This window comes from Hydrogenophaga sp. NH-16, assembly GCF_004006415.1.
Taxonomy (GTDB): domain Bacteria; phylum Pseudomonadota; class Gammaproteobacteria; order Burkholderiales; family Burkholderiaceae_C; genus Hydrogenophaga; species Hydrogenophaga pseudoflava.
On the sequence record NZ_CP029344.1, the window covers coordinates 2,828,461 to 2,854,505 of the forward strand.

The following is a 26,045-nucleotide window of genomic DNA, read 5'->3' on the forward strand; positions in this document are numbered from 1 at the left end:
AAAACTTTTATGCAGAACAGAAAATCGGATCGGCAAGCTGCGCACAGGCAGGTGGTCGACCGTGCTATGTCATAGGCACCCTCAGTGATAAACACCATCAGTACCAAAGAGCAGCGGCCAACTCCGATGAAAGCCAGCAACGCGGCGGCAGTGCCCGCCCTCGAATGCCGAGGGCTGGAGCGGCGATTCGGCGGCCTCGTCGCGTTGAAGGATGCCAATTTGCGCATTGAGCGTGGGGAAATCTTCGGCTTGGTCGGCCCCAACGGCAGCGGCAAGACGACCATGACCAACGCCATCACCGGCTTCTTTCCACCCCAGGTCGGCAGCATATGGCTCAATGGCCGCGACATCACCGGCATGGCGCCGCACAAGGTCGCAGCTCTGGGCGTCGCGCGCACGTTCCAGAACCTGGCGCTCTTCAACGGCATGAGCGTGCTTGACAACATCCTGCTGGGGCGTCACATCCACATGAAGCCCGGCGTGGCAAAAACCGCCCTCTACTGGTGGCTGGGTCGCAAGGATGAGATGGTGAGCCGGCTCAAGGTCGAAGAGATTATCGATTTCCTGCAGCTTCAGAGCGTGCGCGACGAGCTGGTGGACAGCATTCCGATCGGACTGAAAAAGCGCGTCGAACTGGCACGCGCGTTGGTAGCCGAACCCAGCTTTCTGGTTCTTGACGAACCGATGGCTGGCATGAACCAGGAGGAAAAGGAATACATGGCCCGTTTTATTCTCGATGCGCGTGCCGAGCGCAATGTCACTGTGCTGCTGATCGAGCACCACATGGATGTGATCACCGGTATCTGCGACCGCATGATGGTGCTCAGCTATGGTGAAACCATCGGAACCGGTATTCCTGCCGACGTGATGAAGGATGAACGTGTGATCAAGGCCTACCTGGGGGGTGCGCATGCAAAGCACTGAAACCAATACTGCCAAGGGCAGCAAGACCACATGGGATATGGGCACCGACACCACCCTCATCCACATTCTGGCTCGCAACGCCGAGTTGCTGGGCAATCGCGTGGCCATGCGCGAAAAGCACCTGGGAATATGGCAGGAGACCACCTGGTCGCAGATGCTGGATACCACGCTCGCCTGCGCGGCCGGCATGGAAAGCCTGGGTTTTGGCGCAGAGGATGCCTTGCTGGTGCTGGGCGACAACCGACCCCGGCTCTACATGGGCATGCTCGCGGCCGGCGTGCTGGGCGGCTACGCGATGCCCGTCTACTCTACTGCAACACCCGACGAAATCCGTCACTTCATGCATGAGACGCATGTCCGCTTTGTCCTGGCTGAAGACCAGGAGCAAGTCGACAAGGTGCTTGATCTGGGCGATCAGGGTGCAACGATCAAGAACATCATTTACGACGAGCCACGCGGCTTGACCAACTATTCGAATCCCGGACTGATTTCGTGGGAAAAGTTGCAGGCCATCGGTGCAGATCGCTTGCGTGCCGAGCCGAAACTGCGAAATTCCTTGATCGAACGGGCGCTGCCCGACGGACCGGCGGTGTTCGTGCACTCGTCGGGGACCACGGGCAAGCCGAAGGGCGTGGTACTGAGCCACCGCAATTTCCTCGCGGGGGTGCGCAACGCCCATCGCGGGGGCGCCTTCACATTTGGCGAGACCATCCTCGCCTATCTGCCCATGGCCTGGGTGGGCGACTTTGCCATCACGGTCGGCGCCGGTGTTGCGCTGCACTTCACCATCAATATCCCCGAACGCCAGGAAACGGTGCTGCACGACCTGCGCGAGGTGGCTCCCACTTTCTATCTGGCGGCACCCCGCAGCTGGGACAACATGCTGACCACCATCCAGGTTCGCATGGAGGATTCGACGCCGCTCAAGAAATGGTTCTACGATGTTTTCATGAACTCGGCGCTGGCGTCCGAACGACGCAAGCTCGAGGGAAAACAGCCCAGCCTGACAGAGCGTCTGATGCGGCAACTGGGAGAGTGGTTGATTTTCGGACCGATCAAGGACCAGTTGGGCCTCACCCGCCTGCGAGGTGCTTTCACCGGCGGCGAGGCCATTGGCGAAGACACTTTTGTTTTTTACCGCGCACTGGGCGTGAAATTGCGACAGTTCTATGGTCAAACTGAAAGCAGCGCCTTCACTGCCTTGCAGGACACCGAAGAAGTACGCCTGCACACGGTCGGCAAACCGCTGCCCGGTGTGGAAGTCAAGATCGGCGACAACGGAGAGGTCTTGATTCGCTCCGGGAGCGTGTTTTCCGGTTACTACAAACTTGAAAATGCCACCCGTGAAGCACTTGAGGACGGCTGGCTGCACACGGGCGATGCCGGTTATATCGAGCCTGATGGACACATGGTGGTGCTCGGACGGTTGTCGGAGGTGGTGTATACCTCCAAAGGCGAACGCTACATTCCGAACTACATTGAGAACCGCCTCAAATTCAGTCCGTACATCAAGGATGTGGCCGTGCTCGGGAGCGGCCGCGACACGCTGGCGGCCATCATCTGCATCGACATGGAGCCGGTGGGCCATTGGGCTGAGGTACGGGGCATTTCCTACATGTCCTATGCCGACCTGTCGCAAAAACCCGAGGTGATCGAACTGGTCACGGCAGCGGTCAAGCGCGTCAACAGCATCCTGCCAGACGGGTTGAAACTGCATCACTTCGTGTCCTTACACAAGGAGTTCGACCCCGACGACGGAGAGGTCACGCGAACCCGCAAGCTGCGCCGCAACGTGGTCGAGGAGCGTTATGCGCCCATCATTGATGCGATCTACGGCGGCCAGCAGACGGTCACGATGAAGGCGCAGATCACGTATGAATCCGGTGAAGTCGGCACCATCGAGCGCCAACTCTCGGTGCAGGAGATTTAAACTATGGATTTTTCACTGTTTGCCGAATTGGCCATCAATGGCGCGCTGTCGGGGCTCATGTATTCACTGGTCGCCATGGGCATCGTGATCATCTACAAGTCATCCTCGGTGCCCAACCTGGCGCAAGGTGCGATGACCATGCTGGGTGCCTATGTCGTGCTGGCCATCGCCAATGGATTGGGCGTGTCGATGTGGGTCGCCATCCCGCTGGCCATGGGAACGATGTTCTTTGTCGGAATGGGCATCGAGCGGGTGGCGTTGCGCCGGCTGGCGGGCCGCCCCATCATCATGATCCTGATGATGACACTGGGGCTGGACATCTTTATACGCGCGACAACAATGGCCATCTGGGGCGGCTCTGGCCTTCCGCTGTCCATTGGCATCAGCGACGACCCGCTGTTTCTGGGGCCGGTGCTGCTCAGTCGGGCTTATGTGGTGGGCGCCGTGGTGGCCATCGCGCTGTTTTTGGTCTTGATGTTCTTCTTTCGCACGCGCAGGGGCATTGTTCTGCGCGCCATCTCCGACGATTACATCGCGTCGTGGTCGATCGGTATTTCGGTTGAACGCGGGGTGGCGTTTTCCTGGGCCATGTCCTCGGTTCTGGCCACCACGGCCGGCGTGTTGTGGGGCTCGGTTCAAGGGGTCAGCCAGGCGCTGGCGCTGCTTTTGCTCAAGGGCTTGACCGTCGCCGTTTTGGGCGGTCTTGACAGCATCGGCGGCGCCATTCTGGCCGGCTTGCTGCTGGGCCTTCTTGAAGGCGTAGCATCTGGCTATCTCGACCCCTTGGTTGGCGGTGGCAGCCGCGACCTGGTGGTTGCCACAATACTGATTCTGACCATCCTGATTCGGCCGCATGGCCTGTTCGGGCGCCACGACATTGAAAGGATCTGAAGGTCATGCTATTTCGTCAATCAGGAATTTTCCATACCAATTACGCCAACGCGCGCTCGCTTTTTCCGCTCCCCGCGGATCGCTGGATGATCGGCTTGTTGCTGGCCTTTGCGTTAACTGCGCCATTCACCATGAGCACGCTCGTCCTCAGCACCCAGCTGTTACCGTGGCTGGTGTGGACTGCGGCCGTGCTCGGCTTGAACCTGATCCTGGGCTGGACCGGACAGTTCCACTTCGGCTATGCCGCCATCATGGGCATCGGCGCCTACACGGCGGTGCACGGCGTACGCAACGGCATTCCCTGGGAGATCGCGATGGTGCTCGGCGGCGTGATGGCCGCTGTGATCGGCATCGTTTTCGCTTTCGCGGCGCTGCGCGTGAAAGGCCTGTATCTGGCGCTCAGCACGCTGGCCCTGCAGTTCGTGATGGACTGGGTGATCTCCCACGTGCCGGCCATCAGCGGCGGCACCCAGGCCACACTGCAGGCACCTGACATCAGCCTGCTCGGCCAGGCCATCACCTCGGATACCGGACTCTATTACGTGGCGCTGGGCTGGTGCCTGATCGTCACCGTGTTCATGCTCAACTTGCGCCGCACCGGGCTTGGCCGCGCGCTCATTGCGGTGCGTGAAAAGGACTTCGCTGCGGCGGTCATTGGCGTGCACAGCCTGTATTACAAGCTGGTGGCGTTCGCCACCTCGTCCTTCATTGGCGGCATCAGCGGCGCCATCCTGATCTTCACCTTCTACCGAGCAGCCACACCGGAGCAGTTTGCCGTCAATGTCTCCATCGAGTTGCTGGCCATGGTGATCGTCGGCGGACTGGGCAGCATCATCGGCAGCTATTTTGGGGCCGCCTTCATTCTGTTGATGCCCGGCCTGATGAACAGTCTGATCGGCTGGCTGGCGCAGCTCCTGGGCATCTCGCTCGGGATCGAAACGCTGGCCCACATTCCACATGCGGTTTATGGCGCGCTGATCATTATTTTCCTGCTGGTTGAGCCTATGGGGCTGGGCAAGATGTACACCAATCTGCGCAACTACCTGCTGGTCTGGCCCTTCGGCTACGCCCGAAAGTAAAAACGACATCATGGCGACTGACAACTTGACTTCCACCCCAACGCTGATGCAAAACCAGACTGCGGAACCTGCCTTGATATTGTCACTGAACAATGTCGAGGTCATCTACGATCATGTATCGCTCGCCATCAAGGGCGTTTCGATCGATGTGCCGCAAGGCGCCATGGTGGCACTGCTGGGCGCCAACGGCGCTGGCAAAAGCACGACGCTGAAGTCGATCAGCGGCCTGCTGCGCCCTGAGCGCGGCCTGGTAACCCGCGGTGAGGTGCAATTCCTGGGTCAGAACATCGATGCGCTGGCGCCGCAGGAGCGCGTCAAGCTCGGTATCGTGCATGTGCTGGAAGGGCGGCGTGTGTTCGAACACATGACGCCTGACGAAAACCTGGTGGCGGCCTCGGCGGTTCGTGGCACCCGCCAAGACATGCTGCGTAACAAGGATATGGTTTACAGCTACTTCCCGCGCTTGCACCAGCGGCGCACCGCGCAGTCCGGCTACCTGTCAGGCGGCGAGCAGCAGATGCTCGCCATTGGCCGTGCCTTGATGACGCAACCCAAGCTGCTGATGCTTGACGAGCCGAGTCTTGGTCTCGCGCCTTTTCTGGTGGCCGAGATTTTCGACATTGTCCGGCGCATCAACAAGGAAGAAGGTCTGTCCGTTCTGCTGGTGGAGCAAAACGCAATCGCCGCTCTGGAGGTCGTCTCGCATGGCTACATGATCGAGAACGGACGCGTGGTGATGCATGACAGCGCAGAAGCCATGAAGAAAAATCCGGACATCCAAGAATTTTACCTCGGCGGCACCGAAGGCCGCAGTTTCCATGACATCAAACACTATAGCCGGCGCAAACGTTGGCTGACCTGACCCCCCGTGGTTACCTTGTCCACGTCGATACCTGATTTCACGTTCAGTCATGGGCCGTACTGTACGGCGTGCCCGTTGGACTTTTTTTCTATCCGTACGATTATTAGGAGAAGAGACATGAGATCCAAGTTGCTTTCCATCGTCGCAGGTCTGGGATTGGCGTTTGCCTGTCTGCAGTCTGCACAGGCGCAAGCCCAGCCCGTTAAATTCGCGCTGTGTTATGACCTGAGCAAGTCATACGGCTTTGTGACGCCACAAATCGCCCAGGCGGCGAATGACTATGCCAAGATATTGAACCAGAAAGGCGGCATTGAAGGCCACCCCATCGAGATACTGGTTCAAGACCATGGCAACGAGCCGCAGCGTGGCATCGAGTGCTACGAAAAGATGAAACGCGAAGGCGCCATTGCCTTTGATTTCCTGTCCACGCCGGTTTCCCGCGCCGTTCTGCCGCGCGCCATGGCGGATGGCAATGTGATGGTGCAATCCTTTGTAGGTCGTGGCGATGCGGTCGATGGTGATGTGTTCAAGTGGATTTTCCCCATTGGGCCGACCTACTGGGGTCAAATGGCCAACAATATCCACTACATCAAAACCAAGTCCAACAACAACCTCAAGGGCGTGAAGATTTCATTCATCTACCCCGACTATCCGTTCGGGCAGGAACCGATCGGCGTGTTGAAGACACTCGCGGCCAAAGAGGGCTTTGACCTGCAGTTGGTTCCCAACCCGATGCCGGGCAATGACCAGGCCGCCGCTTGGTCCCAGATCCGCCGCAACAACCCCGACTGGGTGATCAGCTGGAACCTGGCCGGCATGCACGTGGTCGCCTCGCGCGAAATGAAGCGCAACGGCATTCCGATGGACAAATACATTGCCGTCAACTGGCTCAACGAAGTTGACCTTGCCAACATTGGTCTGGAAAACGCAAAAGGCCTCAAGCGCGGCACCAACGTGACGGGTGGGCAGAGCCACCCGCTGATGCAGCAGATCATCAAGGACCTGTATGAGAAAAACAAGGGCAGCGGTGACCGCAAGCATCTCAACGATGTTTACTACAACACTGGTCTGGCCATCTATGCCAGCGTTTTCGAGGGCGCTCGCCTGGCCATCAAACAAAGTGGCTGGCCCCTCAACCCTGACAAAATGAAGCGCGGACTGGAAAGCTTGAAAAACTTTGATGCCGAAGACCTGATCGCCCCCGTGACGGTGACCGCCAAAGACCATGGCGGCGGCGGCAAAACCCGCATCGACATGTGGGACGGCGCCAAGTGGGTGCCCCAGACTGGCTGGTTCTCGGCGTATGACGACGTGATCCAGGACATCGTGAAGAAAGAATCTGGCGAGTTCGCCAAGAACAAACAGTAATTGCCTTCCCTTGGGATGGTTCACGGTCAGGCGCGTTGCGCACTGACCGTGAACCATCCCATCTTGTTTCTCGGATTTTCATCCCTCTCTTGAATCGACAGGTGGCAGCCTATGCCACAGCGGATTGCAGTAGTAGCTGCCAGGCACACCATCCAACACAGAAAAATCTCGCCCCCTGACCTAACTATCGTTTGACAGTTATAATATCAACCTCACCAATGTGGCGCCAAAAGCGCAAGGAGCAATCAGTATGGATCTCGATCTAAAAGGAAAATCGGTCATCGTCACGGGTGGTGGCTCGAACATTGGCCGCGGCATCGTGCTCGGCTTCGCCGCGGAAGGCGCCAACATCACCATCGGCGACATCGACGACAAGCAGGCGCAAAAGACGGCAGAACTTGCGCTGGCGAGCGGCGCGGCGTCGGCGCAGGTTGTCAAGACCGATGTCACCCAACTTGACCAGGTGCAAGCCATGTTCAAGGCGGCCACGGACAAGTTCGGCGGCGTCGATGTCCTCGTCAACAACGTCGGCTGGGACCAGTTGATGTTCTTCACGCAGACGACCCCAGATCTGTGGCAAAAGATCATCAACATCAACTACCTCGGCGTACTCAACTGCACCAAGGCCGCGCTTGAAGTCATGGTTCCTCGCAACGCCGGCTCCATCGTCTCCATCAGCTCTGACGCCAGTCGGCAAGGTGAGCCACGTGAAGCGGTGTATGGCGGCGTCAAGGCCGCCATCAACAGCTTCATGAAAACGATCGCCAAGGAAAACGGTCGTTATGGCATTCGCTGCAACGTGGTCTGCCCCGGCGTCACTATCCCCAGTACCACCGACGAAGTGGGCGGAAGCAGCATGTGGATCGATGCCGGCAGCATGTTCACGCCGGAGCAACTGGAAAAAGTCGCCAAGGCGCTGCCGCTGCGCAAGGTGGGACGGCCGCAGGATATTGCCAATGCCGTCGTCTTCCTGTCTTCAGCGAAGGCTGCGGGCCATGTCACCGGGCAGGTTCTTTCAGTGTCTGGTGGTTACAGCATGATTGGGTAAATGCCCGGGCACGGTCGAAAGACATGCGGCATTGAAATAACAGACAAAAAGGAAAACCCATGGAATTCAAGGACATCCTCTACGAAGAACTCGACTCGGTGGCCTACATCGCGATCAACCGCCCCGAAGTGATGAATGCGTTTCGCGGCCAGACCGTCGAGGAACTGCTGCAGGCATTCATGAAAGCAGGCTGGGACAAGCGAATCGCCGCCATTGTGCTCACCGGGACGGGTGACCGTGCTTTCTGCACCGGCGGCGATCAGTCGGCTCATGCCGGCCAGTACGACGGCCGGGGCACCATCGGCATCCCGGTGGAAGAGTTTCACAGCGCCATTCGTGACGTGCCCAAGCCCGTGATCGCCCGCGTGCAGGGTTACGCCATTGGCGGCGGCAATGTCCTGGCCACCTTGTGCGACATGACCATTGCCTCGGAAAAGGCCGTGTTTGGCCAGGTCGGCCCGAAAGTAGGCTCGGTCGACCCTGGCTGGGGCACGGCTTACCTGAGCCATGTGGTTGGCGAAAAGAAAGCCCGCGAGATCTGGTACATGTGCCGCCGCTACAGTGCACAGGAGGCCTTGGCCATGGGTCTGTGCAACACCGTCGTGCCCCACGACCAGCTCGACGCCGAAGTCGCCCGCTGGTGCAAGGAAATTGTCGAAAAAAGTCCGACTGCTCTGGCGATCGCGAAACGTTCGTTCAACGCATCCACCGAGCACATTCGCGGGATCGGCAGCCTGGGACTTCAAGCGCTGAGCCTGTACTACGACACGGCAGAGTCCAAAGAAGGCGTGAGCGCTTTCCTGGAAAAACGCCGGCCTGATTTCAGGCAGTGGACCAACGGGAGCAAGTGAGCAACCCCTTGCGACGCGCCAATGCACGAGTCTGCCCCTTCGACCAAAGCCAAGTTTGATACGATTTGCTTTTTTTTGGATCTAACTAACGGTCAATATGAAGCCAAGTACAGAAGCAAAGCTCAGCAAAGATAACGCAGATGGCCCCGCTACACGTGAACGGGTGCTGCTCGAAGCTGCACGGCTGTTCAGGCATCATGGCTATGCGGCAACTACTTTGCGCGAGGTTGCGGATGCTGCCGGCGTCAAAGCCGGCAGCATCTACTATCACTTCGAATCGAAAGAGCAGATCCTGGGCGAGGTACTGGACAAAGGCATCACCATCGTCGCCGATGCCGTGCGCACCCGTGTTGCGGCTCTTCCCGAAAGTGCACCCTGGCGAGACCGAATCGCCGCTGGCATTGAAGGCCATCTCTGGGGAATGCTGCATTATGGCGACTTTACGTCAGCCAACATCCGCATCTACGGCCAAATCCCGACCAGCGCAAAAAATCGCCACCGGATCGTGCGGCGGGCTTACGCAGACTATTGGGATCGGCTGTTCGAATCAGCGCTCGCCAGCGGCGAGTTGCGCCAGGACACCAGCACGGCCATGATTCGGCTTTTCGTGATTGGGGCATTGAACTGGACCGTCGAGTGGTACAACCCCCAACGAGGCTCTTTTCAGGATTTCTCACGCCAAATCACAGCGATCGTGTTCGATGGAATTCTCATGCATGACAAAGCATAGCCGCAATGCATTGCCGGCAACTTCAATAGGCCGGGCCGAGAGACGGACAACCATGGTCCCCATGTCGCCTACGTGGCTCAGTGGCACGCCAACCGACTGCATCTGGGAACTCGCAAATTGAACAACACACCGAAGGATCAAAAAATGACTGTCAAGGAAGGGTGGCGCGGCCGGTTCTATGAAGACTTCGAGGTCGGCGACGAGTATCGGCATGCCCTCGGCCGCACCCTGACCCAGAACGACAACATCTGGTTCACGTTGCTGACGCAAAACACGGCTCCGCTGCACTTCGATGCCCACTACGCCGCGCAGACGGAGTTCGGCCGCCCGCTCATCAATTCCTGCCTCACGCTGGCCCTCGTGACGGGGCAGACGGTGAGCGATGTCTCGCAAAACGTCATGGCCAACCTGGGGTGGGACGAAGTTCGACTTCCGCATCCGGTGTTTGAAGGCGACACGATTTACTCCCGCACCACGGTGCTGGACAGGCGCGAGTCGCGGTCGCGAACCAATGTCGGCGTCGTCACGGTGCGCACCGAAGGCTATAACCAGAGCGGCGTCATTGTCTGCACCTTCAAACGCACGGTGATGGTCTACAAACGTGACGGCGCACCGCGCACCGCACCGCCGCTGCCGGTCGACAGCCGACCCTGACCCCCCCTTTTTTTTCGTCAACTTCGGCCCCAGGGTCGCCAACTTTTTGACTCTCTCCGCATGAAGCCCACCTCCCTGCTCGAACAATACGGCCCGCGCGAGGCGATGGAATACGACGTGGTGGTGGTGGGTGCCGGCCCCGGCGGTTTGGCCACAGCCATCCGTCTCAAGCAGCTCGCGGCAGCAAAGGGCGCGGACGTCTCCGTGGTGCTGCTGGAGAAAGGCGCCGCGCCCGGTGCTCACATCCTCTCCGGCGCGGTCATGGACCCCATCGCGCTGAACGAACTCTTCCCCAACTGGAAGGAGCTGGGCGCACCGCTGAACCAACCCGTCACCGGTGACGACGTGCTTTTCCTGAGCGAAACCGGCTCCAGGCGCACGCCCAACTTCCTGGTGCCCGACTGCTTCCACAACGAGGGCAATTACGTCATCAGCCTGGGCGCCCTGACCCAGTGGCTGGGCGAGCAGGCGGAAGCCCTGGGCGTGGAAATCTTCCCCGGCTTCACAGCCGCCGAGGTGCTGTACAACGACAACGGTTCGGAGAGCGGGAATTTACCTTCGGTAAAGGGTGTCGCCACCGGCAACCTTGGCATTGGCAAGGACGGCCTGCCGCACGACGGCTTCCAGCTCGGCATGGAGTTGCATGCCAAATACACCATCTTTGCCGAAGGCGCGCGCGGCCATCTGGGCAAACAGCTCATCACGAAATACAAGCTCGACGAAGGCCGCGATCCACAAAGCCATGCCATCGGCATCAAGGAACTGTGGGAGATCGACCCGGCCCGCGCCCAACCTGGTCGGGTGGTGCACACGGCCGGCTGGCCGATGGACAGCCAGACCTACGGCGGCGGTTTTCTCTACCACTTGGAAGGCAACAAGGTCACGCTGGGCTTCGTCACCGGGCTCGACTACAAGAACCCATGGCTCAGCCCCTTTGAGGAAATGCAGCGCTGGAAGGCCCACCCCGCCATTCGCGCCCACATCGAAGGCGGCAAGCGCATCGGCTACGGCGCGCGCGCCATCACCGCCGGTGGCCTGCTCAGCCTGCCCAAGACCGTGTTCCCGGGCGGCGCGCTGATCGGCTGTGATGCCGGCTACCTGAACGCCGCACGCATCAAAGGCAGCCACGCCGCCATCAAGAGCGGCATGCTGGCCGCCGAAGCCGCGTTTGAAGCCCTGGCCGCCGGACGCAGCGGCGACGAACTCAGCGCCTACCCCGCTGCGTTCGAAAACAGCTGGCTGCACACCGAACTCGACCAGTCGCGCAACTTCAAACAGTGGTTCAAGAAGGGCAGCCTCGTCGGAGCCCTGATGACCGGCATTGAGCAGTGGCTGCTGCCCAGGCTTGGCATCAAGCGTCCGCCCTGGACGATCCACCGCACCCAGGCCGACCACGCCAGCCTGCGCCCGGCCGCCGAGATGCCGCAGATCAGCTACCCCAAGCCCGACGGCAAGCTCACCTTCGACCGGCTCTCCAGCGTGTTCGTCAGCAACACCAACCACGAAGAAAACCAGCCCGCGCACCTGACGCTCAAGGACGCCAGCGTGCCGGTGCAGATCAATCTGGCGAAATACGCCGGCCCCGAGAGCCGTTACTGCCCGGCCGGCGTTTACGAATTCGTAAAGAACGACGACGGCTCGGACCGGCTGCAGATCAACGCGCAGAACTGCGTGCACTGCAAGACCTGCGACATCAAGGATCCGACGCAGAACATCGTCTGGGTCACGCCAGAAGGCGGCGGCGGGCCGAACTACGCGGGAATGTAGCCGAGAGTGATTCAAATCTAAAGTGCAATACCCTGGGTTTCAATGAACGAGGGTGGGTGTTGCGTGCTATTGAGCAGGAGGTCCCGATAGACTGCCAGAGGGGGATCGTGCGCCCTACCCCTTCCAGGGCGGGTTGTTGATCTGATCGGCAATCGCATCGAGCTGCTCCTGGCTGTACCCTGAGAGGTCCGAGCCCTTGGGCTGGTACTGGCGCACCAGCTCGTTGGAGTTCTCGTTAGAGCCTCGCTGCCAAGGGCTGTGGGGGTAACAGAAGTACACCGCAATGTCCGTGCGTCGGCTCAGTTCCCTGCGCATCGCCTTCTCCCGGCACTGGTCGTACGTCATGCTCTGGCACATAGGCTCAGCGAGCCTCAGCAGCTTGTCAGAGAAGGCCTGCAGGACATTGACCGCGCTGGCGGGCTTGAACCCGTGCAGCTTGATGAGCATGAGCAGCCCGACTGGTGCACTCCACCAGGGTGCCCACCGCACTGGCGTTCGCAGCACCCTTGATCAGGTCACCCTCCCCGTGCCCGGGCAACTGCCGGTCTTCAATCTCGGGCGGACGCACCTGGATGCTCACCATGTCCATCTATTGATCCGGCACTTTGAAGTCGCGAGTCGTGGACGGACTGCCACAGGCAAACGATCCACGAAAGTTCAAAATTCATGGGGCCGGAGCAATAGTATCTGAGCTCTTCGGCCTTTTCCTTTGTTGCGAGGTAGTCGTTTGCGCTTGGGTGGGCTGCTTTGCATCTGCGGACCGTACTCGGGGGCAGGTGTTGCACTTCAGTCTTGAATCCGCCGACGGTGAATCACCGGCATTCATGCTGTAGCGAGCCTGGCCAGAAGTTGCCGCCCGCACTTGCACCCGGACTTGATGGCACCTGCATAGGGATTTCCCGAGTTGACGCCAGCCTAACTACCGTTAGATTAGCGCCATGCAAACAAGGCATGGCGCCTACCGAACGGCAAGGCACATGGCAGGCACGCTGCCCAACACGGCCAACACGGGACAACCTTTGAGAAAATTAACTGCCCCCTCGACCGGCACCCTGGCAACCAGAGACCCTGGTCGCGCCCATGCACCCGGCCCATCCGAGCCGAAGGTCTGCACGACTGCGGCTGCCATCCTGGCGCACCCCTCCACTACGCTCGACCGGCATACCCGTTCAATGGTTAAGTCGCCGCAGCACAGCGCAAGTAACGGCCTGTCATGCTGAATCTCACCAATGTCCAGATCGTTTACGACAACACCATCGAGGCGGTGCGAGAGGCCTCATTGGCCGTCGGCAAAGGTCGCATAGTCGCCCTGCTCGGTTCCAACGGGGCCGGGAAATCAACCACGCTCAAAGGCATTTCGGGCGTGCTGTATCCGGAAGACGGTGAGATCAAGGGTGGCCAGATCACGTTTGAAAACCGCCAGCTGACCGGCCTGGCTCCGGACGAAATCGTGCGCGCCGGCGTGGTCATGGTGCCCGAGGGGCGCCGCCTGTTCGACCAGTTGACGGTCGAGGAAAACCTCGTGATGGGCGGCTACACGCGCAGTGTGACCGACGCCAGGCGCCAGATGGAGATGGTGTATGGGCTGTTCCCGCGTCTGGTGCAAAAACGCAGCACGGTGTCAGGCTACCTGTCGGGCGGCGAACAGCAGATGGTGGCCATCGGCCGCGCGCTGATGTCGTCCCCGAAACTGCTGATGCTCGACGAGCCCACGCTCGGTCTGGCGCCACAGATCAGCGAAGAGATTTTCGACATCATCACCCGCCTGTGCCGTCAAGAAGGCATGGGCATTCTCCTGGTGGAGCAGAACGCGCAGATGGCGCTGGCCATTGCCGACTATGGCTACATCATGGAAAACGGCCGCGTGGTGCTCGACGGTGAGGCCGACAAGATGCTGCGCAACGACGACGTGCGCGAGTTCTACCTGGGCTTCGGCGAAGGCGGATCGCGCAAGAACATGCGCGACGTGAAGCACTACAAGCGGCGCAAGCGCTGGCTGTCCTGAGAAGAACATGAACGATACGTTGTTAAGGGTCGAAACCCTGTCCAAGCGCTTCGGCGGCGTTGAAGCCGTTGCCGGTGTCAGTTTTCACGTCCGGCGCGGTGAAATCTATTCCCTGATCGGCCCCAACGGGGCCGGCAAGACGACTACCTTCAACATGATCAGCGGCGTCGTCAAGCCCAGCAGCGGCACCGTGCATTTCGATGGCCGCGACATCACCGGCATGCCGGCGCACCGCCTGGCCGCCATCGGCATCGGTCGGACCTTTCAGAACCTGGCGGTGTTCAAACATGCCAGCGTGGTGGACAACCTGCTGGTCGGCCGCCACTGCCACATGGCCACCAACGTGCTGGATGCCTCGTGGTTCTTCGGACGGGCACGGCGCGAGGAGCTCGAACACCGTCGCAAGGTGGAAGAGATCATCGACTTTCTCGAAATCGAGGAAATTCGCGACATGCCGGTGGGCACCCTGTCCTATGGCCTGCAAAAGCGGGTCGAGCTGGGGCGCGCACTGGCCACCGAGCCCAAGTTGTTGCTGCTGGACGAAATGGTGTCGGGCATGAACAGCGAGGAGACCGAAGACATTGCCCGCTTCGTGCTGGACATCCGCGACGAACTCGGCATTTCGGTCCTCATGGTCGAGCATGACATGGGCATCGTGATGGACATCTCCGACCGCATCTGCGTGCTCAACTTCGGCCGCAAGATCGGCGAAGGCACGCCGGCCGAGATATCGGCCAACCCGGCCGTGATTGACGCCTACCTGGGCAGCAAAACCAAGGAGGCCGCGTGATCGACAACCTGGACGCGTTGCTGCGCGACGGCAACACCACATTCCCCAAGCTGCTCCAGCACTGGGCACAGCGCTTTCCGGAAGCGCTCGCGTTTCGCGAGAAGGATTACGGTATCTGGAACCGGATGACCTGGCAGCACTATTTCGAAACGGCGCGCCGCTTCGCCCTCGGTCTCAAGTCTCTGGGCTTCGACAAGGGCGACCGACTGGCGATTGCCAGCGAGGACAGCCCGCAATGGATGTTCTCCGATCTGGCGACGCAAGCGATCGGCGGCGTCGTGGTGGGCATCTACCCCACCAACCCGTGGCCGGAGCTGCAGTACATCGTGCACCACTCGAACAGCAAGTTTGTGGTCTGCGGCGACCAGGAACAGGTCGACAAGGTGCTCGACGCCATGGCCAAGCACGCCACCGGCCTGCCCGATGTGGTGAAGATCATCTGCGTCGACATGAAGGGCATGCGCGGCTACCAGCACGAGCAGCTGATGTCGTTCGACGACGTGCTTGAGCTAGGCGACCAATACGCAGCGGCATCGGCCCAGCACGCGAGCGCCTTTGATCGCGCCATCGAGGACACCCAGCCCGACGACACCTGCATGCTGGTCTACACCTCGGGCACCACCGGGCCGCCCAAGGGCGCGATGCTGTCGCACCGCAACCTGATCGTCACCGTTGACAAGCTCAAAACCCATTTCAAGCTGGACCGCCAAAACTACGAGGTGGTCTGCTACCTGCCGTTGTGCCACGTGGCCGAGCGCGCCTTTTCGACGGTCTTGCACCTGCTCACCGGTGGCGTGGTCAACTACGCCGAATCGATCGACACGGTGGCCGTCAATCTGCGCGAGATCGCACCCACGGTGTTTTTGGGTGTGCCGCGCATCTGGGAAAAGCTGCAGCAAGGCATTTTGATCCGCATGCAGGACGCCTCGCGCTTTCAGCGCTGGGCTTTCCAGCGCTGCTTCGATGCCGGGCGCCGTCTGTTCGAAAAGGTCGAGGCGCAAGGGGGCCAGCGCAGCCTGTCGGATCGCCTGCACTTCTTCGTGCTGTGGTTGCTGATGTTTCGCAATCTGCAGAAATTCGTCGGACTGGACCGCATGCAGTGCGGCTTCTGTGGCGGCGCCAGCGTCTCCCCCGAGGTACTGAAGTTCTTCCGTATCCTGGGCCTTCCGGTGTACCAGGTCTACGGCATGACCGAGTCCGGCGGCGTGGTCTTCTTCCAGCATGAAAAAGCGGTCAAACTGGGCGCCACAGGCCTGCCCATCGACGGCCTGAACTGGAAGATCGCCGACGACGGCGAACTCATCATCAAGCACCCCGCCGTGTTCAAGGGCTATCTCCACGACGAGAGTGCCACCGCCAAAACCGTCGTCGACGGCTGGCTGCACACGGGCGACATCGTGGCGCTGGCTGACAACGGCGAGCTGATGATCGTTGACCGCAAGAAAGCCATCATCATCACCAGTGGCGGCAAGAACATTGCACCGTCCGAGATCGAAAACGCGCTCAAGGACAGCCTGTATGTGCGCGAAGCCATCGTTCTGGGCGACGGGCGTCACTACCTGTCTGCATTGCTCCAGATCGACTTTGACACGGTGGGCAAGTGGGCACAGGAGCGCAAGCTGGCCTACACCACCTACAAGAGCCTGGCCTTGCTGCCCGAGGTGCGCGAACTGATTGACGAGGATGTCAAACGCGTGAACAAGCTGTTTGCCCGGGTCGAGAACATCCGCAAGTTCCTGATTCTGGAGAAGGAACTCGACCACGACGACGGCGAACTCACCGCCACCCAGAAGGTGCGCCGCAACGTCATCGAAAAAACCTTCGCGAAAGAGATCGCGATCATCTACGGTGGAGGGGCGGGCTGATGGACTATTTTCTGCAACTGGTCATTTCCGGCATCGCCGTCGGCCTGGTCTACGGCTTCATCGGCATGGGCTTTGCCATGATCTACCGCGCCACCGGCGTGGTGAACTTCGCCCAGGGCGAGCTGATGATGCTGGTGTCCTACATCGCCTTCACCCTGGCCGGCACCTTCCAGTTTGGCTTCTGGCCCATGCTGGCAGCAACTGTCGCAGCCTCGGTGCTGATCGGCCTGCTGATCGAGGTCTTGCTGATCCGTCCGATGCTCGGTCAGCCGGTGTTCTCCACGGTGATGGTGACCATTGGCCTGGCCGTGATCCTGCGCTCGGTGGTGGTGCTGATCTGGGGCGCCGACCCCATGCCGCTCAATGCCGGCCTGCCAACGGAGGTCATCAAGATCGGCCCGGCCGGTCTGTACCCGGCGCAGCTGTATGCCGTTGGGCTGATGGCGGCCGTGCTGCTCGGCCTGTGGACCTTCTTTCGCTATTCGCGGGTTGGTATCGCCATGCGGGCCACCGCCAACGTGCAAACTGCGGCCCTGCTGATGGGCATCAATGTCAAGCGCATCTTCGCCTTGTCCTGGGCCCTGTCGGCCGGTCTCGCTGCCATTGCGGGTGTGCTGATCGGCGTGATCTACGACGTCAACCCCGGCATGTGGACGACCGGTCTGCGCAGCTTTCCCGCGGTCATTCTGGGCGGGCTGGACTCGGTGTTCGGCGCCGCACTCGGTGGCATCCTGATCGGGATGGTCGAGAACCTGTCGGAAGGCTATATCGGCCGCGGCATGAAGGAGATCGCCGGTTTTGTTTTGATCCTCGTCGTTCTCATGGTCAGACCCTATGGCCTGTTCGGCAAACCTGATATCGAGCGTGTCTGATGCGTAGCCGAAACTTCAAACAAGACTATCGTCAGCTGCTGGCACTGACCGACTCGGTCCCTGTCATCGTCTGGTCGTGTCTGCTGGTGGCGCTGCTGGCGGTCGCGCCGCTGCTGCTGTCCAAGTACTATGTCTCCGTCATTCTGCTGCTGCTGATCACAGCGGTGGGGGTGTTGGGCCTGAACCTGCTGACCGGTACCACCGGGCTGATCTCGCTCGGGCACTCGGGCTTTCTGGCGGTCGGTGCCTACACGGCCGGCATCGTGGCCGGCAAACTCGGCTGGCCGATGCTGGCGTCCATCTTCGCCGGCGGCGTGAGCGCGGCCATCGCCGGGATCATCGTGGGCATACCGTCGCTGCGCCTGAAGGGGCTTTACCTGGCCATCACGACGATGGCATTTGCCGTGATCATCAACCACCTGATCCTCAACGGTGGCGACCTGACCGGAGGCTCGGAAGGCTTGACGGTGCCGCAGCCCTCCCTGTTCGGTCAGGCGCTGGGGGCCGAGCGTGGCTACTACTACGTGGTGCTGTGCTTTGTGGTGGTGTTCACCTTCATTACCCTGAACATCCTGCGCAGCCGCATTGGCCGGGCCTTTCTGGCGATCCGGGAGCACGACATTGCCGCCAAGGCCATGGGCGTCAACCTGGTGCGCTACAAGCTGATGGCGTTCATGGTCAGCGCCTTCTACACCGGCATCGCCGGGGGCTTGCTGGCCTACTACACACGCTACCTGAACGTGGACAGCTTCAGCCTGCTGATCTCGATCGAGGCGCTCTCCATGCTCATCGTGGGCGGCCTGGGTTCGGTGGCCGGCGCCTTGCTTGGCACGGCTTTCATCGTCCTGCTCAATGAGAGCCTGGGCTTCGTGTTCGGCATGATCGGCGCCAGCTTCGGCGGGTCAGGTTCCGCCGCCTATGAGATCAAAGGCGTCATTTATGGGCTCGCGATTGTGTTGTTCCTGCGTTTTGAGCCCGATGGCCTGATGGGGCGATGGCGCGACATCAAGCATTACTGGACCCATTGGCCCTTCCGTTTCTGAACCCGCAGCACAGGCGCTGCTTATTCCAGAGGAGAACCGCGATGCGAACACTACAGAAGCTGACCCAGCGCTTGGCCTCAGCACACTCGCCACACGGACCCGCCCCATTTTTCCCAAGGCGAATGCCTGCTCGGAAAATTCGAGCGGGTCTCTGAATTTCCGAGTTCCCAGCGATCCTGACGACGCGCCACCAGCCCCTATTTCTCAACCAGGAGTGCCTTTCCATGACACGAAAATACTTTCGATATGCCGCCACCAGTCTGCTCAGCATGGTCATCGGCCTGACGACCACCTCAGCCGCGGCTGCCGACCCCGGCGTGACCGACACCAAAATCGTCCTCGGCTCGGTGACGCCCGTCAGCGGCCCCCCCAGCCTGCTGGGCAAGGCCCACATGCTTGCCTTGAGGGTATGGGAACAGGATGTCAACGCCCGCGGTGGCATCAACGGCCGCAAGGTGGAGATTCGCCAGGACGATGACGGCTATGTGCCCCAGCGTGCCGTGCAGGGCGTCAAGCGGCTGGTCGACGTGGAAGGCATCTTCGGCCTGATCGGCACCTCGGGTTCAGCCATGCTGCAAGCCATGCTGCCCTACATCAACGAGCAGCGCTTGCCAACCATCAACTCCATGGCCGTGGCAGCGGCGCATTTCACGCCACCGAACAAAACGGTGTTCGTGCTCGGGCCAACCTATTGTCAGGAGTTGAGTTCCGCCATGAAAAGCATGGTGGTGAGCAAGAAGTTGCAAAAGGAAAAGTTTGCACTGGTCTATCAGGATGACGAGTTTGGTGCCGACGTGCGTTGCGGCTACCAGAAGGCGATCAAGGATCTGGGGCTCAACAGCGTGTCCGAGATCTCCTTCAAGCGTGGCACCAAGGACTTCTCGGCCGAGATGCTGAGCCTCAAGCAGGTGGGTGCGACCTTTCTCGCGTCGGGCGGCGTGGTGGCCGAGCATTCGATGCTGATGAAGGAAGCCGCCAAAAACCAGATGCCGCTGACCATCCTGGCGGTGCACTCGGCGCACCTGACCCCCGTTCAGGCGCTCGCCGGCGCTGCGGGCGACGGCTACTTCGTCGCCGATTATGTCCCGCCTCTGACCGACCTGTCGGTGCCCGGCATGGCCAAGTTCATGGGGTTGGCACAGAAATATCTGTCAGCCGATGAGCAGAAGATGCTCAACCGCTATTCGATCACCGCCTACGTCGGTGCGCTGCTGATGGAAGACGCGATCCGCCGCTGTGGCAAGGCGCTGACCCGCGCCTGCGTCGTCGAGAAGCTGGAAACAACCAAGAACTTCGGCACCGATGGACTGACTTCCCCCATCAGTTTTGCCCCCAATGACCGGCACTCGCCGAGCAGCGTGCTCGTCTTGCGTTCGGACGCCAAAAACTCCCGCTTCGAGCGCGTGTCCGACCCCATCCCCGTGCTCGATTGACACCAGACGCCGTTGCATGCATTGACCGTCACCCGCCGTACAACTGGGTCCTGCCCGTGTTTCAAAAAGTTCTGATCGCCAACCGTGGCGAGATCGCGCTGCGGATCCTGCGCACACTCAAGGGCATGGGGCTCGCCACCGTGGTGGCCCACCACGCGGTGGACGCCGATAGCCCGGCCGTGCTGGAGGCTGACGAGTCGGTCGAATTGCACGGCTCGACACCCGTGGCTGCCTACCTCGATATCGCGCAGTTGGTCGAAGCGTGTCGGCACAGCGGGGCACAGGCGGTGCATCCCGGTTACGGCTTTCTGTCGGAGAACGCCGGTTTCGCCCGCGCGCTCGATGAAGCCGGCATCGTCTTCATCGGCCCGCGCGCCGACACCATCGAGTTGATGGGCGACAAGGTGCGTGCCCGCAACTTCGTGGCCGAACGCGGCTTTCCGGTTGCCCCCGGCGTGATCGAGGACGACGACCCGGCGACCTTCGTCGAACGCGCCCGCCAGGTGGGCACGCCGCTGCTGATCAAGCCTTCAGCCGGCGGTGGCGGCAAGGGCATGCGCATCGTGCGTGACCTCGCCGTGTTGGAGCGCGAGATCGAGACCGCACGGCGCGAAGGTGAGCGCTATTTTGGCGACGGTCGGCTGTTTGTCGAGCGCTATGTGGAGCGCCCGCGACACATCGAGGTGCAGGTGATGGGCGACGCGCATGGCCAGTTGGTGCATTTCTGGGAGCGTGAATGTTCAGTGCAGCGACGCTTCCAGAAAATCATTGAAGAAACCCCCTCCCCGGCCCTTTCACCGGTGCAGCGCCACGATATCTGCGAAGCCGCAGCCGGCATTGCCCGCGCCGCCAACTATCGCGGCGCCGGCACCGTGGAGTTCATCTACGGCGCCGGTGGCGAGTTTTACTTTCTTGAGATGAACACGCGTCTGCAGGTCGAACACCCGGTCACCGAAATGGTGACGGGCTTTGACCTCGTTCGCGAACAGGTACGCGTCGCCCAGGGTGAGCCGCTCGGCTACACCCAGGCGGACATTGCGCAGCTTGGTCACGCCATCGAATGCAGGCTTTACGCCGAAGATTCCGAGCATGATTTTCGCCCCTCCACCGGTGACATCCTGTGCTGGCGACCACCCTCTGGTCCCGGCGTGCGGGTTGATGTCGGCGTGCGCGAAGGACAGGCGGTAACTGCCGCATTTGACCCCATGATCGCCAAAATTATTTGCCATGGCAACACGCGTGCACAGGCTATCGAACGCTCCATCCTGGCGCTTGAGCAATCGGTGCTGTTGGGTCTGACCACCAACGCACGCTACCTCACGCGGGCACTGCGCCATGCCGAGTTCCGTGCCGGGCAGGCCGACACCGGCATGCTGGCACGCTGTGCCGACGAGCTGCGCGAGTCTCTCACCCCCGATGACATCGACCTGGTACTGGCATCGGCGGTGCTCGCCGACCGCGAACTGTTGCGCGCCGTGCACGCCATTCCCGCGATGCACGCCGCCATGGGACCCTGGAGGAATTGACGATGCGCCGCCGCTATGTCATCAATGGCCAGACCCATGACCTCGTGGTAACACGTGGAGCGAATGGCGTGTTCCACGTCAGCCATGGCGAACGCAAATTCGAGATGCAGGGGAAGACGCTGCCTGATGGCCGTTGGCGGGTCACCGTGGATCAGCGCCCGCAAGCCGTCTGGATCGCCGCGCAAGGCGACAGTCGATTCGTGCACAGTGCGGCCACCGGTGCCCTTGAAGTCGAGGTGATCGATCTCAGCGCAGCCTCCGGCGGCGACCGGGCCGGTGCCGCTTCCGACTTGCTGCAGGCGCCAATGCCCGGCACGGTGATCGCGGTTCATGTGGCAGCCGGCGATGCCGTGCACACGGGCCAACCGCTCATCGTGATCGAAAGCATGAAGCTGGAAACCACGCTGACGGCACCGCGCGACGCCCGAGTCAAGACTGTGCACTTTGCCGTTGGCAACACCTTCGCTCTCAAGTCCACCCTCGTGACGCTGCAAGACCCCTGAGAACCGATTGATGAAACGCATCGACTCCCGCATCGACACCGCATCCGAAGCGTTCCGGCGAAACCATCAAGCCATGAGCGCCATCGTCGCGAATTTTCGCGAGCGCATGGAAATCACGCGCCACCAACGTCCGCCGCATGAGATCAAGCGCGTGCGCGCGCAGGGCAAATTACTGGTACGTGAACGGCTGGACCTGCTACTAGATCCCGGTACGCCCTTTCTTGAGTTCTCGGCGCTGGCTGCCTGCGAGGACTACAACGGCGAGGTCCCGGGTGCCAACGTGGTCACTGGCCTGGGCGTGGTCAGTGGCCGCGAGGTGCTGATCCACGCCGACGATTCCAGCGTCAAGGGCGGTGTCTGGTACACGCTCACGCCACGCAAGCTGGCACGACTGCTGGACATCGCGCTGGAGAACCAGTTGCCGGTCCTGCATTTGTGCGACAGCGGCGGCGCCTTCCTTGAAGAACTGTCAGGCGTGTACATCGAGGGTGGCCGGGTGTTCCGCAACCAATGCCTGCTGTCCAAGGCCGGCGTGCCGCAGGTCGCGATGGTGTTCGGCCACTGCACCGCCGGCGGTGCCTACATCCCGGCGCTGTGCGATTACAGCATCATCGTGCGTGGCACCGGCGGCGTGTTCCTCGGCGGGCCACCGCTCGTGAAGGCCGCCACCGGTGAGGAGCACACCGCCGACGAGATCGGAGGCTGTGATTTACACACCCAGGTATCCGGCACGGTCGATTATCCAGCCGACAACGAAGCCCATGCCATCGCTATTTGCCGAGAAATCGTTGCGCAGTTCAAGCCCGCGACGAAAAGCTACCTGCCCGAACGCGATGCCGAGCCACCCTACTACGATCCCGACGAAATGCTGGGCATCGTCTCGCCCGACCACCGGGTGCAGTTTGACCAGCGCGAACTCATTGCCCGCATCGTCGACGGCAGCCGCTTCCACGAGTACCAACCCGCTTATGGCACCACGCTGATCTGCGGCTACGCCTACATCTGGGGGTACCGCGTGGGCATCCTCGCCAACAACGGCGTGTTGTTCAGCGACAGTTCCAAGAAAGCGGCGCACTTCATCTCGCTGTGCAACCAGAACCGTACACCGCTCGTGTTTCTGCAAAACACCACCGGCTACATGATCGGCCGCAACTACGAAATGGAAGGCATCACCAAGGACGGCGCCAAGATGTTGATGGCGCAGGCTGGCAGCGAGGTGCCCAAGTTCACCGTCATCACCAGCGCTGCTTTCGGTGCGGGCTACTACGGCATGTGCGGACGGGCGTGGGATCCACGGATGATCTGGGCCTGGCCGAACGTGCACATGGGGGTGATGGGCCCCGATCAGGCCGCCAACACCCTCGCCGACGTGAAAATCGCGCAGTTGCGCCGCAAGGGCCACACGCCCGATGAGGCCGAGATGGCGCAATTGCGCCAGCGCGTGTACGAAAAGGCCGAGCGCGAATCCAACGCCTACTTTGCCACCTCGCGCTTGTGGGACGACGGTCTGCTGGCGCCCACTGACACCCGCAACGCACTGGGCATGGCGCTCTCAGCCGCCGCACACGCCCCGATCGCCGACCCGCACTACGGAATTTTCCGATTCTGAAGGGACAACATGACAGAAGACACCACCTTCGGCTTCGACGATGAAGCCCTCGCAACCCGCCCCACCGTCTACCAGAGCGGACTCTTCGAAGGCCAGGTGGTGATGGTCAGCGGCGCCGGCAGCGGCATCGGCAAAGCCATCGCCTTCCTGTACGCGCGCCTGGGCGCCAAGCTGGTCATCTGCGGGCGCGACCCAGCCAAGCTAGAGAGCTGCGCCGAATGGCTGCGCCGGCTCGGCAGCCCTGATGTGCTGGTGCACCCCATGACGATCCGTGATCCCGAGCAGGTGGAACAGTTGATCGACGTGGCCTGGCTGCACTTCGGACGCATCGACGTGCTCGTCAACAACGCCGGCGGGCAATTCCCGCAGCGGGCGCTGGACTACAGCGTCAAGGGCTGGAAGGCGGTGATCGACACCAACCTGAACGGAACCTGGTACATGATGCATGCGATGGCGCGCCGCTGGCAGGGCACCGGCACGCGGGGCAACATCGTCAACATCGTCGCCACCTTCCAGCGGGGCATGCCGGGCGTGGCGCACACCTGCGCTGCGCGCGCCGCGGTGACTTATCTGTCCAAAACGGTCGCGGTGGAATGGGCACAATACGGCATCCGCGTCAATTGCATCGCGCCTGGAGCGATCGCCAGCACCGGCTTCCGTCAGTACTCCCCCGAGGCGGTGAAGGCCTTCGCCGGAGCCAACCCGATGAAACATGTCGGTGACGTGCAGGACGTGGCCGAGGCCGCGGTCTACCTCAGCGCGCCCAGCGGCAAGTTCGTCACCGGCGAACTGCTCACGGTGGATGGCGGCGGCGTGCTCTGGGGCGAAGTCTGGACCATCGCCAAACCCGATTACTTCAAGGTGAACACATGAATTCGGCTGACTCGCAACACCCCAAGTTCGGCCCGGGCGACGAGGCCCTGGCCGCACTCCCGACGGTCTATCGCGACGACCTTTTCGCCGGCAAAGTGGTGCTGGTGTCGGGCGCCGGCAGTGGCATCGGCAAGGCGATTGCCTTCCTGTTCGCGCGGCTGGGTGCCACGCTCGCCATCTGCGGGCGCAAGGCCGACAAACTCGAGGACTGCGCCGAAAAACTGCGCGCGCTGTCGGGCCGTGAGGTAATCACCTACCCGATGACCATCCGCGACCCCGAGCAGGTGGACGCCATGCTCAGTGCCGTGTGGGAACGTTTGGGCGGCGTCGACGTGCTGGTCAACAACGCTGGCGGCCAGTTTGCCGCCCATGCGATGGACTTCAACGTCAAGGGCTGGAACGCGGTGATCGACACCAACCTCAATGGCAGCTGGTACATGATGCAGGGCGCGGCCAGGCGCTGGGTGGAGCAAGGCCGGCCCGGCAACATCGTCAACATCACCGCCGCCATCGACCGCGGCCTCACGGGCATGGCGCACACCACCGCCTCGCGCGCGGGCGTCATTGCGCTGTCGCGCACGCTGGCCATCGAGTGGGCAGAGCACGGCATCCGCCTGAACTGCATTGGCGCCGGCGCCATCGAGAGCAACGGTTTCAACAACTACCGCGAAGAAAACGTTTCCACTTTCTACTCGTGCAATCCGATGAAACGGGCCGGCGACGTGCAGGACATCGCGGAGGCGGTGGTCTACCTCGCCGCACCCTCGGGCAAGTTCATCACCGGCGAGGTGCTCAACGTCGAAGGCGGGATGCTGCTGTGGGGCGAGTTCTGGCCAGCCGGAAAACCCGACTACTTCAAGGTCGATCAAGAGTGACCTCACAGCCCCCTCTTCCGTCGGCAACGTACTCCCACGGGCCTTTTCAGCAGCTCGTCGGGTACGACATCCTGCCCAACGAGCGCGGCCTGTATTTCCGGCTGCCGATCCGGCGCGACCACCTCAACCCCCACGGCGTGCTCCACGGCGGCGTGCCCCTGACCTTGCTCGATGCGGTCGGGGGCAGAACCCTGATCGACCGGCCGATCCCAGGCAGCGGCCAGCTCATCCAGTCGTCGGTAACGGTCACGCTCACCGTGGATTTCATCCGTGCGGTCGGCACAGGAATCCTGTTTGCATCGGCAACGCCTGACCACATCGGCAAGACGCTGGCCTATGTGTCGGTGAAGGTCACGCTCGACGCACTCGACGGAGACATCGTGTCGCGCGGCATCGGCACCTACCGCATCTACACCAAGTCACTGGTCAAAGCGGTCTGATCGGTGCTCGGCGGAGACCGCCCGGCAAAGCACTGCCGCTCAATGCAAATGATCATCGGGCGGCGGAAGGATTTTCAGCTCGCGGTTGATGCGTTCGATTTGGTCGG

Annotated in this window: 23 protein-coding genes and 1 pseudogene; 23 read left to right on the forward strand and 1 reads right to left on the reverse strand. The window is 61.3% G+C overall.

Going from position 1 to position 26,045, the window contains the following annotated elements:
- Positions 1-126 precede the first annotated feature (126 nt).
- The 11 genes from DD542_RS13655 (at position 127) to DD542_RS13705 (ending at position 12,104) form a co-directional block, all read left to right on the forward strand.
- Positions 127-924, forward strand: coding sequence for an ABC transporter ATP-binding protein (locus DD542_RS13655; RefSeq protein WP_127806040.1), 798 nt, complete (start codon positions 127-129; stop codon positions 922-924).
- Entirely contained in the window at positions 911-2,854 is a 1,944-nt protein-coding gene (locus DD542_RS13660) for an AMP-binding protein (protein ID WP_127806041.1), read from the forward strand. The genes DD542_RS13655 and DD542_RS13660 overlap by 14 nt, the downstream gene beginning before the upstream one ends.
- Before the next feature lie 3 nt (positions 2,855-2,857).
- The gene (locus tag DD542_RS13665; protein WP_056278238.1) at positions 2,858-3,745 is read left to right on the forward strand and encodes a branched-chain amino acid ABC transporter permease; all 888 of its coding nucleotides are present in this window, start codon (positions 2,858-2,860) and stop codon (positions 3,743-3,745) included.
- Between the two features lie 5 nt (positions 3,746-3,750).
- Entirely contained in the window at positions 3,751-4,824 is a 1,074-nt protein-coding gene (locus DD542_RS13670) for a branched-chain amino acid ABC transporter permease (protein WP_034694558.1), read from the forward strand.
- Between the two features lie 46 nt (positions 4,825-4,870).
- Positions 4,871-5,686 (forward strand): ABC transporter ATP-binding protein, encoded by an 816-nt coding sequence (locus DD542_RS13675; RefSeq protein WP_206610826.1) that lies wholly within the window; start codon positions 4,871-4,873, stop codon positions 5,684-5,686.
- 117 nt (positions 5,687-5,803) lie between these two features.
- Entirely contained in the window at positions 5,804-7,054 is a 1,251-nt protein-coding gene (locus DD542_RS13680; RefSeq protein ID WP_127806043.1) for an ABC transporter substrate-binding protein, read from the forward strand.
- A gap of 250 nt (positions 7,055-7,304) precedes the next feature.
- Positions 7,305-8,102 (forward strand): SDR family oxidoreductase, encoded by a 798-nt coding sequence (locus DD542_RS13685; protein ID WP_127806044.1) that lies wholly within the window; start codon positions 7,305-7,307, stop codon positions 8,100-8,102.
- 59 nt (positions 8,103-8,161) lie between these two features.
- Entirely contained in the window at positions 8,162-8,953 is a 792-nt protein-coding gene (gene badI / locus DD542_RS13690) for a 2-ketocyclohexanecarboxyl-CoA hydrolase (RefSeq protein WP_127806045.1), read from the forward strand.
- Between the two features lie 97 nt (positions 8,954-9,050).
- Positions 9,051-9,683, forward strand: a complete 633-nt coding sequence (locus tag DD542_RS13695; RefSeq protein ID WP_127806046.1) for a TetR/AcrR family transcriptional regulator — start codon at positions 9,051-9,053, stop codon at positions 9,681-9,683.
- A 144-nt stretch (positions 9,684-9,827) separates the two neighbouring features.
- A complete protein-coding gene (locus DD542_RS13700) occupies positions 9,828-10,337 on the forward strand; it encodes a MaoC family dehydratase (protein ID WP_127806047.1) in 510 nt (169 codons plus the stop codon).
- A 60-nt stretch (positions 10,338-10,397) separates the two neighbouring features.
- Positions 10,398-12,104 carry an electron transfer flavoprotein-ubiquinone oxidoreductase gene (locus DD542_RS13705; RefSeq protein ID WP_127806048.1) on the forward strand — a complete coding sequence of 569 codons (1,707 nt, stop codon included), beginning with the start codon at positions 10,398-10,400 and terminating at the stop codon, positions 12,102-12,104.
- A gap of 135 nt (positions 12,105-12,239) precedes the next feature.
- Here the strand turns inward: DD542_RS13705 and DD542_RS13710 are convergent.
- Positions 12,240-12,690, reverse strand: a pseudogene (locus DD542_RS13710) (IS30 family transposase); the annotation flags it as partial.
- A gap of 627 nt (positions 12,691-13,317) precedes the next feature.
- On the opposite strand from DD542_RS13710, the gene DD542_RS13715 reads away from it, so the two are divergent.
- From DD542_RS13715 to DD542_RS13770, 12 genes are all read left to right on the forward strand, one after another.
- Positions 13,318-14,109, forward strand: a complete 792-nt coding sequence (locus tag DD542_RS13715; RefSeq protein ID WP_127806049.1) for an ABC transporter ATP-binding protein — start codon at positions 13,318-13,320, stop codon at positions 14,107-14,109.
- A gap of 7 nt (positions 14,110-14,116) precedes the next feature.
- Positions 14,117-14,899: an ABC transporter ATP-binding protein gene (locus DD542_RS13720; RefSeq protein WP_127806050.1), complete on the forward strand. Its 783-nt coding sequence runs from the start codon at positions 14,117-14,119 to the stop codon at positions 14,897-14,899.
- A complete protein-coding gene (locus DD542_RS13725) occupies positions 14,896-16,764 on the forward strand; it encodes an AMP-binding protein (RefSeq protein WP_127806051.1) in 1,869 nt (622 codons plus the stop codon). Before DD542_RS13720 ends, DD542_RS13725 begins: the two co-directional genes overlap by 4 nt.
- Positions 16,764-17,636 carry a branched-chain amino acid ABC transporter permease gene (locus DD542_RS13730; RefSeq protein ID WP_127806052.1) on the forward strand — a complete coding sequence of 291 codons (873 nt, stop codon included), beginning with the start codon at positions 16,764-16,766 and terminating at the stop codon, positions 17,634-17,636. The genes DD542_RS13725 and DD542_RS13730 overlap by 1 nt, the downstream gene beginning before the upstream one ends.
- Positions 17,636-18,679 (forward strand): branched-chain amino acid ABC transporter permease, encoded by a 1,044-nt coding sequence (locus tag DD542_RS13735; RefSeq protein ID WP_127806053.1) that lies wholly within the window; start codon positions 17,636-17,638, stop codon positions 18,677-18,679. The genes DD542_RS13730 and DD542_RS13735 overlap by 1 nt, the downstream gene beginning before the upstream one ends.
- 224 nt (positions 18,680-18,903) lie before the next feature.
- A complete protein-coding gene (locus DD542_RS13740; protein ID WP_127806054.1) occupies positions 18,904-20,112 on the forward strand; it encodes an ABC transporter substrate-binding protein in 1,209 nt (402 codons plus the stop codon).
- Positions 20,109-21,638: a biotin carboxylase N-terminal domain-containing protein gene (locus tag DD542_RS13745; protein WP_241559555.1), complete on the forward strand. Its 1,530-nt coding sequence runs from the start codon at positions 20,109-20,111 to the stop codon at positions 21,636-21,638. Before DD542_RS13740 ends, DD542_RS13745 begins: the two co-directional genes overlap by 4 nt.
- Before the next feature lie 2 nt (positions 21,639-21,640).
- Positions 21,641-22,141, forward strand: a complete 501-nt coding sequence (locus tag DD542_RS13750) for a biotin/lipoyl-containing protein (protein WP_206610672.1) — start codon at positions 21,641-21,643, stop codon at positions 22,139-22,141.
- 10 nt (positions 22,142-22,151) lie between these two features.
- On the forward strand, positions 22,152-23,750 hold the full coding sequence (locus DD542_RS13755; RefSeq protein ID WP_127806056.1) for a carboxyl transferase domain-containing protein: 1,599 nt from the start codon (positions 22,152-22,154) through the stop codon (positions 23,748-23,750).
- Positions 23,751-23,759: 9 nt separating this feature from the next.
- The gene (locus DD542_RS13760; RefSeq protein WP_127806057.1) at positions 23,760-24,623 is read left to right on the forward strand and encodes an SDR family oxidoreductase; all 864 of its coding nucleotides are present in this window, start codon (positions 23,760-23,762) and stop codon (positions 24,621-24,623) included.
- Positions 24,620-25,498, forward strand: a complete 879-nt coding sequence (locus DD542_RS13765) for an SDR family oxidoreductase (RefSeq protein ID WP_056278294.1) — start codon at positions 24,620-24,622, stop codon at positions 25,496-25,498. Before DD542_RS13760 ends, DD542_RS13765 begins: the two co-directional genes overlap by 4 nt.
- Positions 25,495-25,938, forward strand: a complete 444-nt coding sequence (locus DD542_RS13770; protein ID WP_127806058.1) for a PaaI family thioesterase — start codon at positions 25,495-25,497, stop codon at positions 25,936-25,938. The genes DD542_RS13765 and DD542_RS13770 overlap by 4 nt, the downstream gene beginning before the upstream one ends.
- Positions 25,939-26,045: the final 107 nt, after the last annotated feature.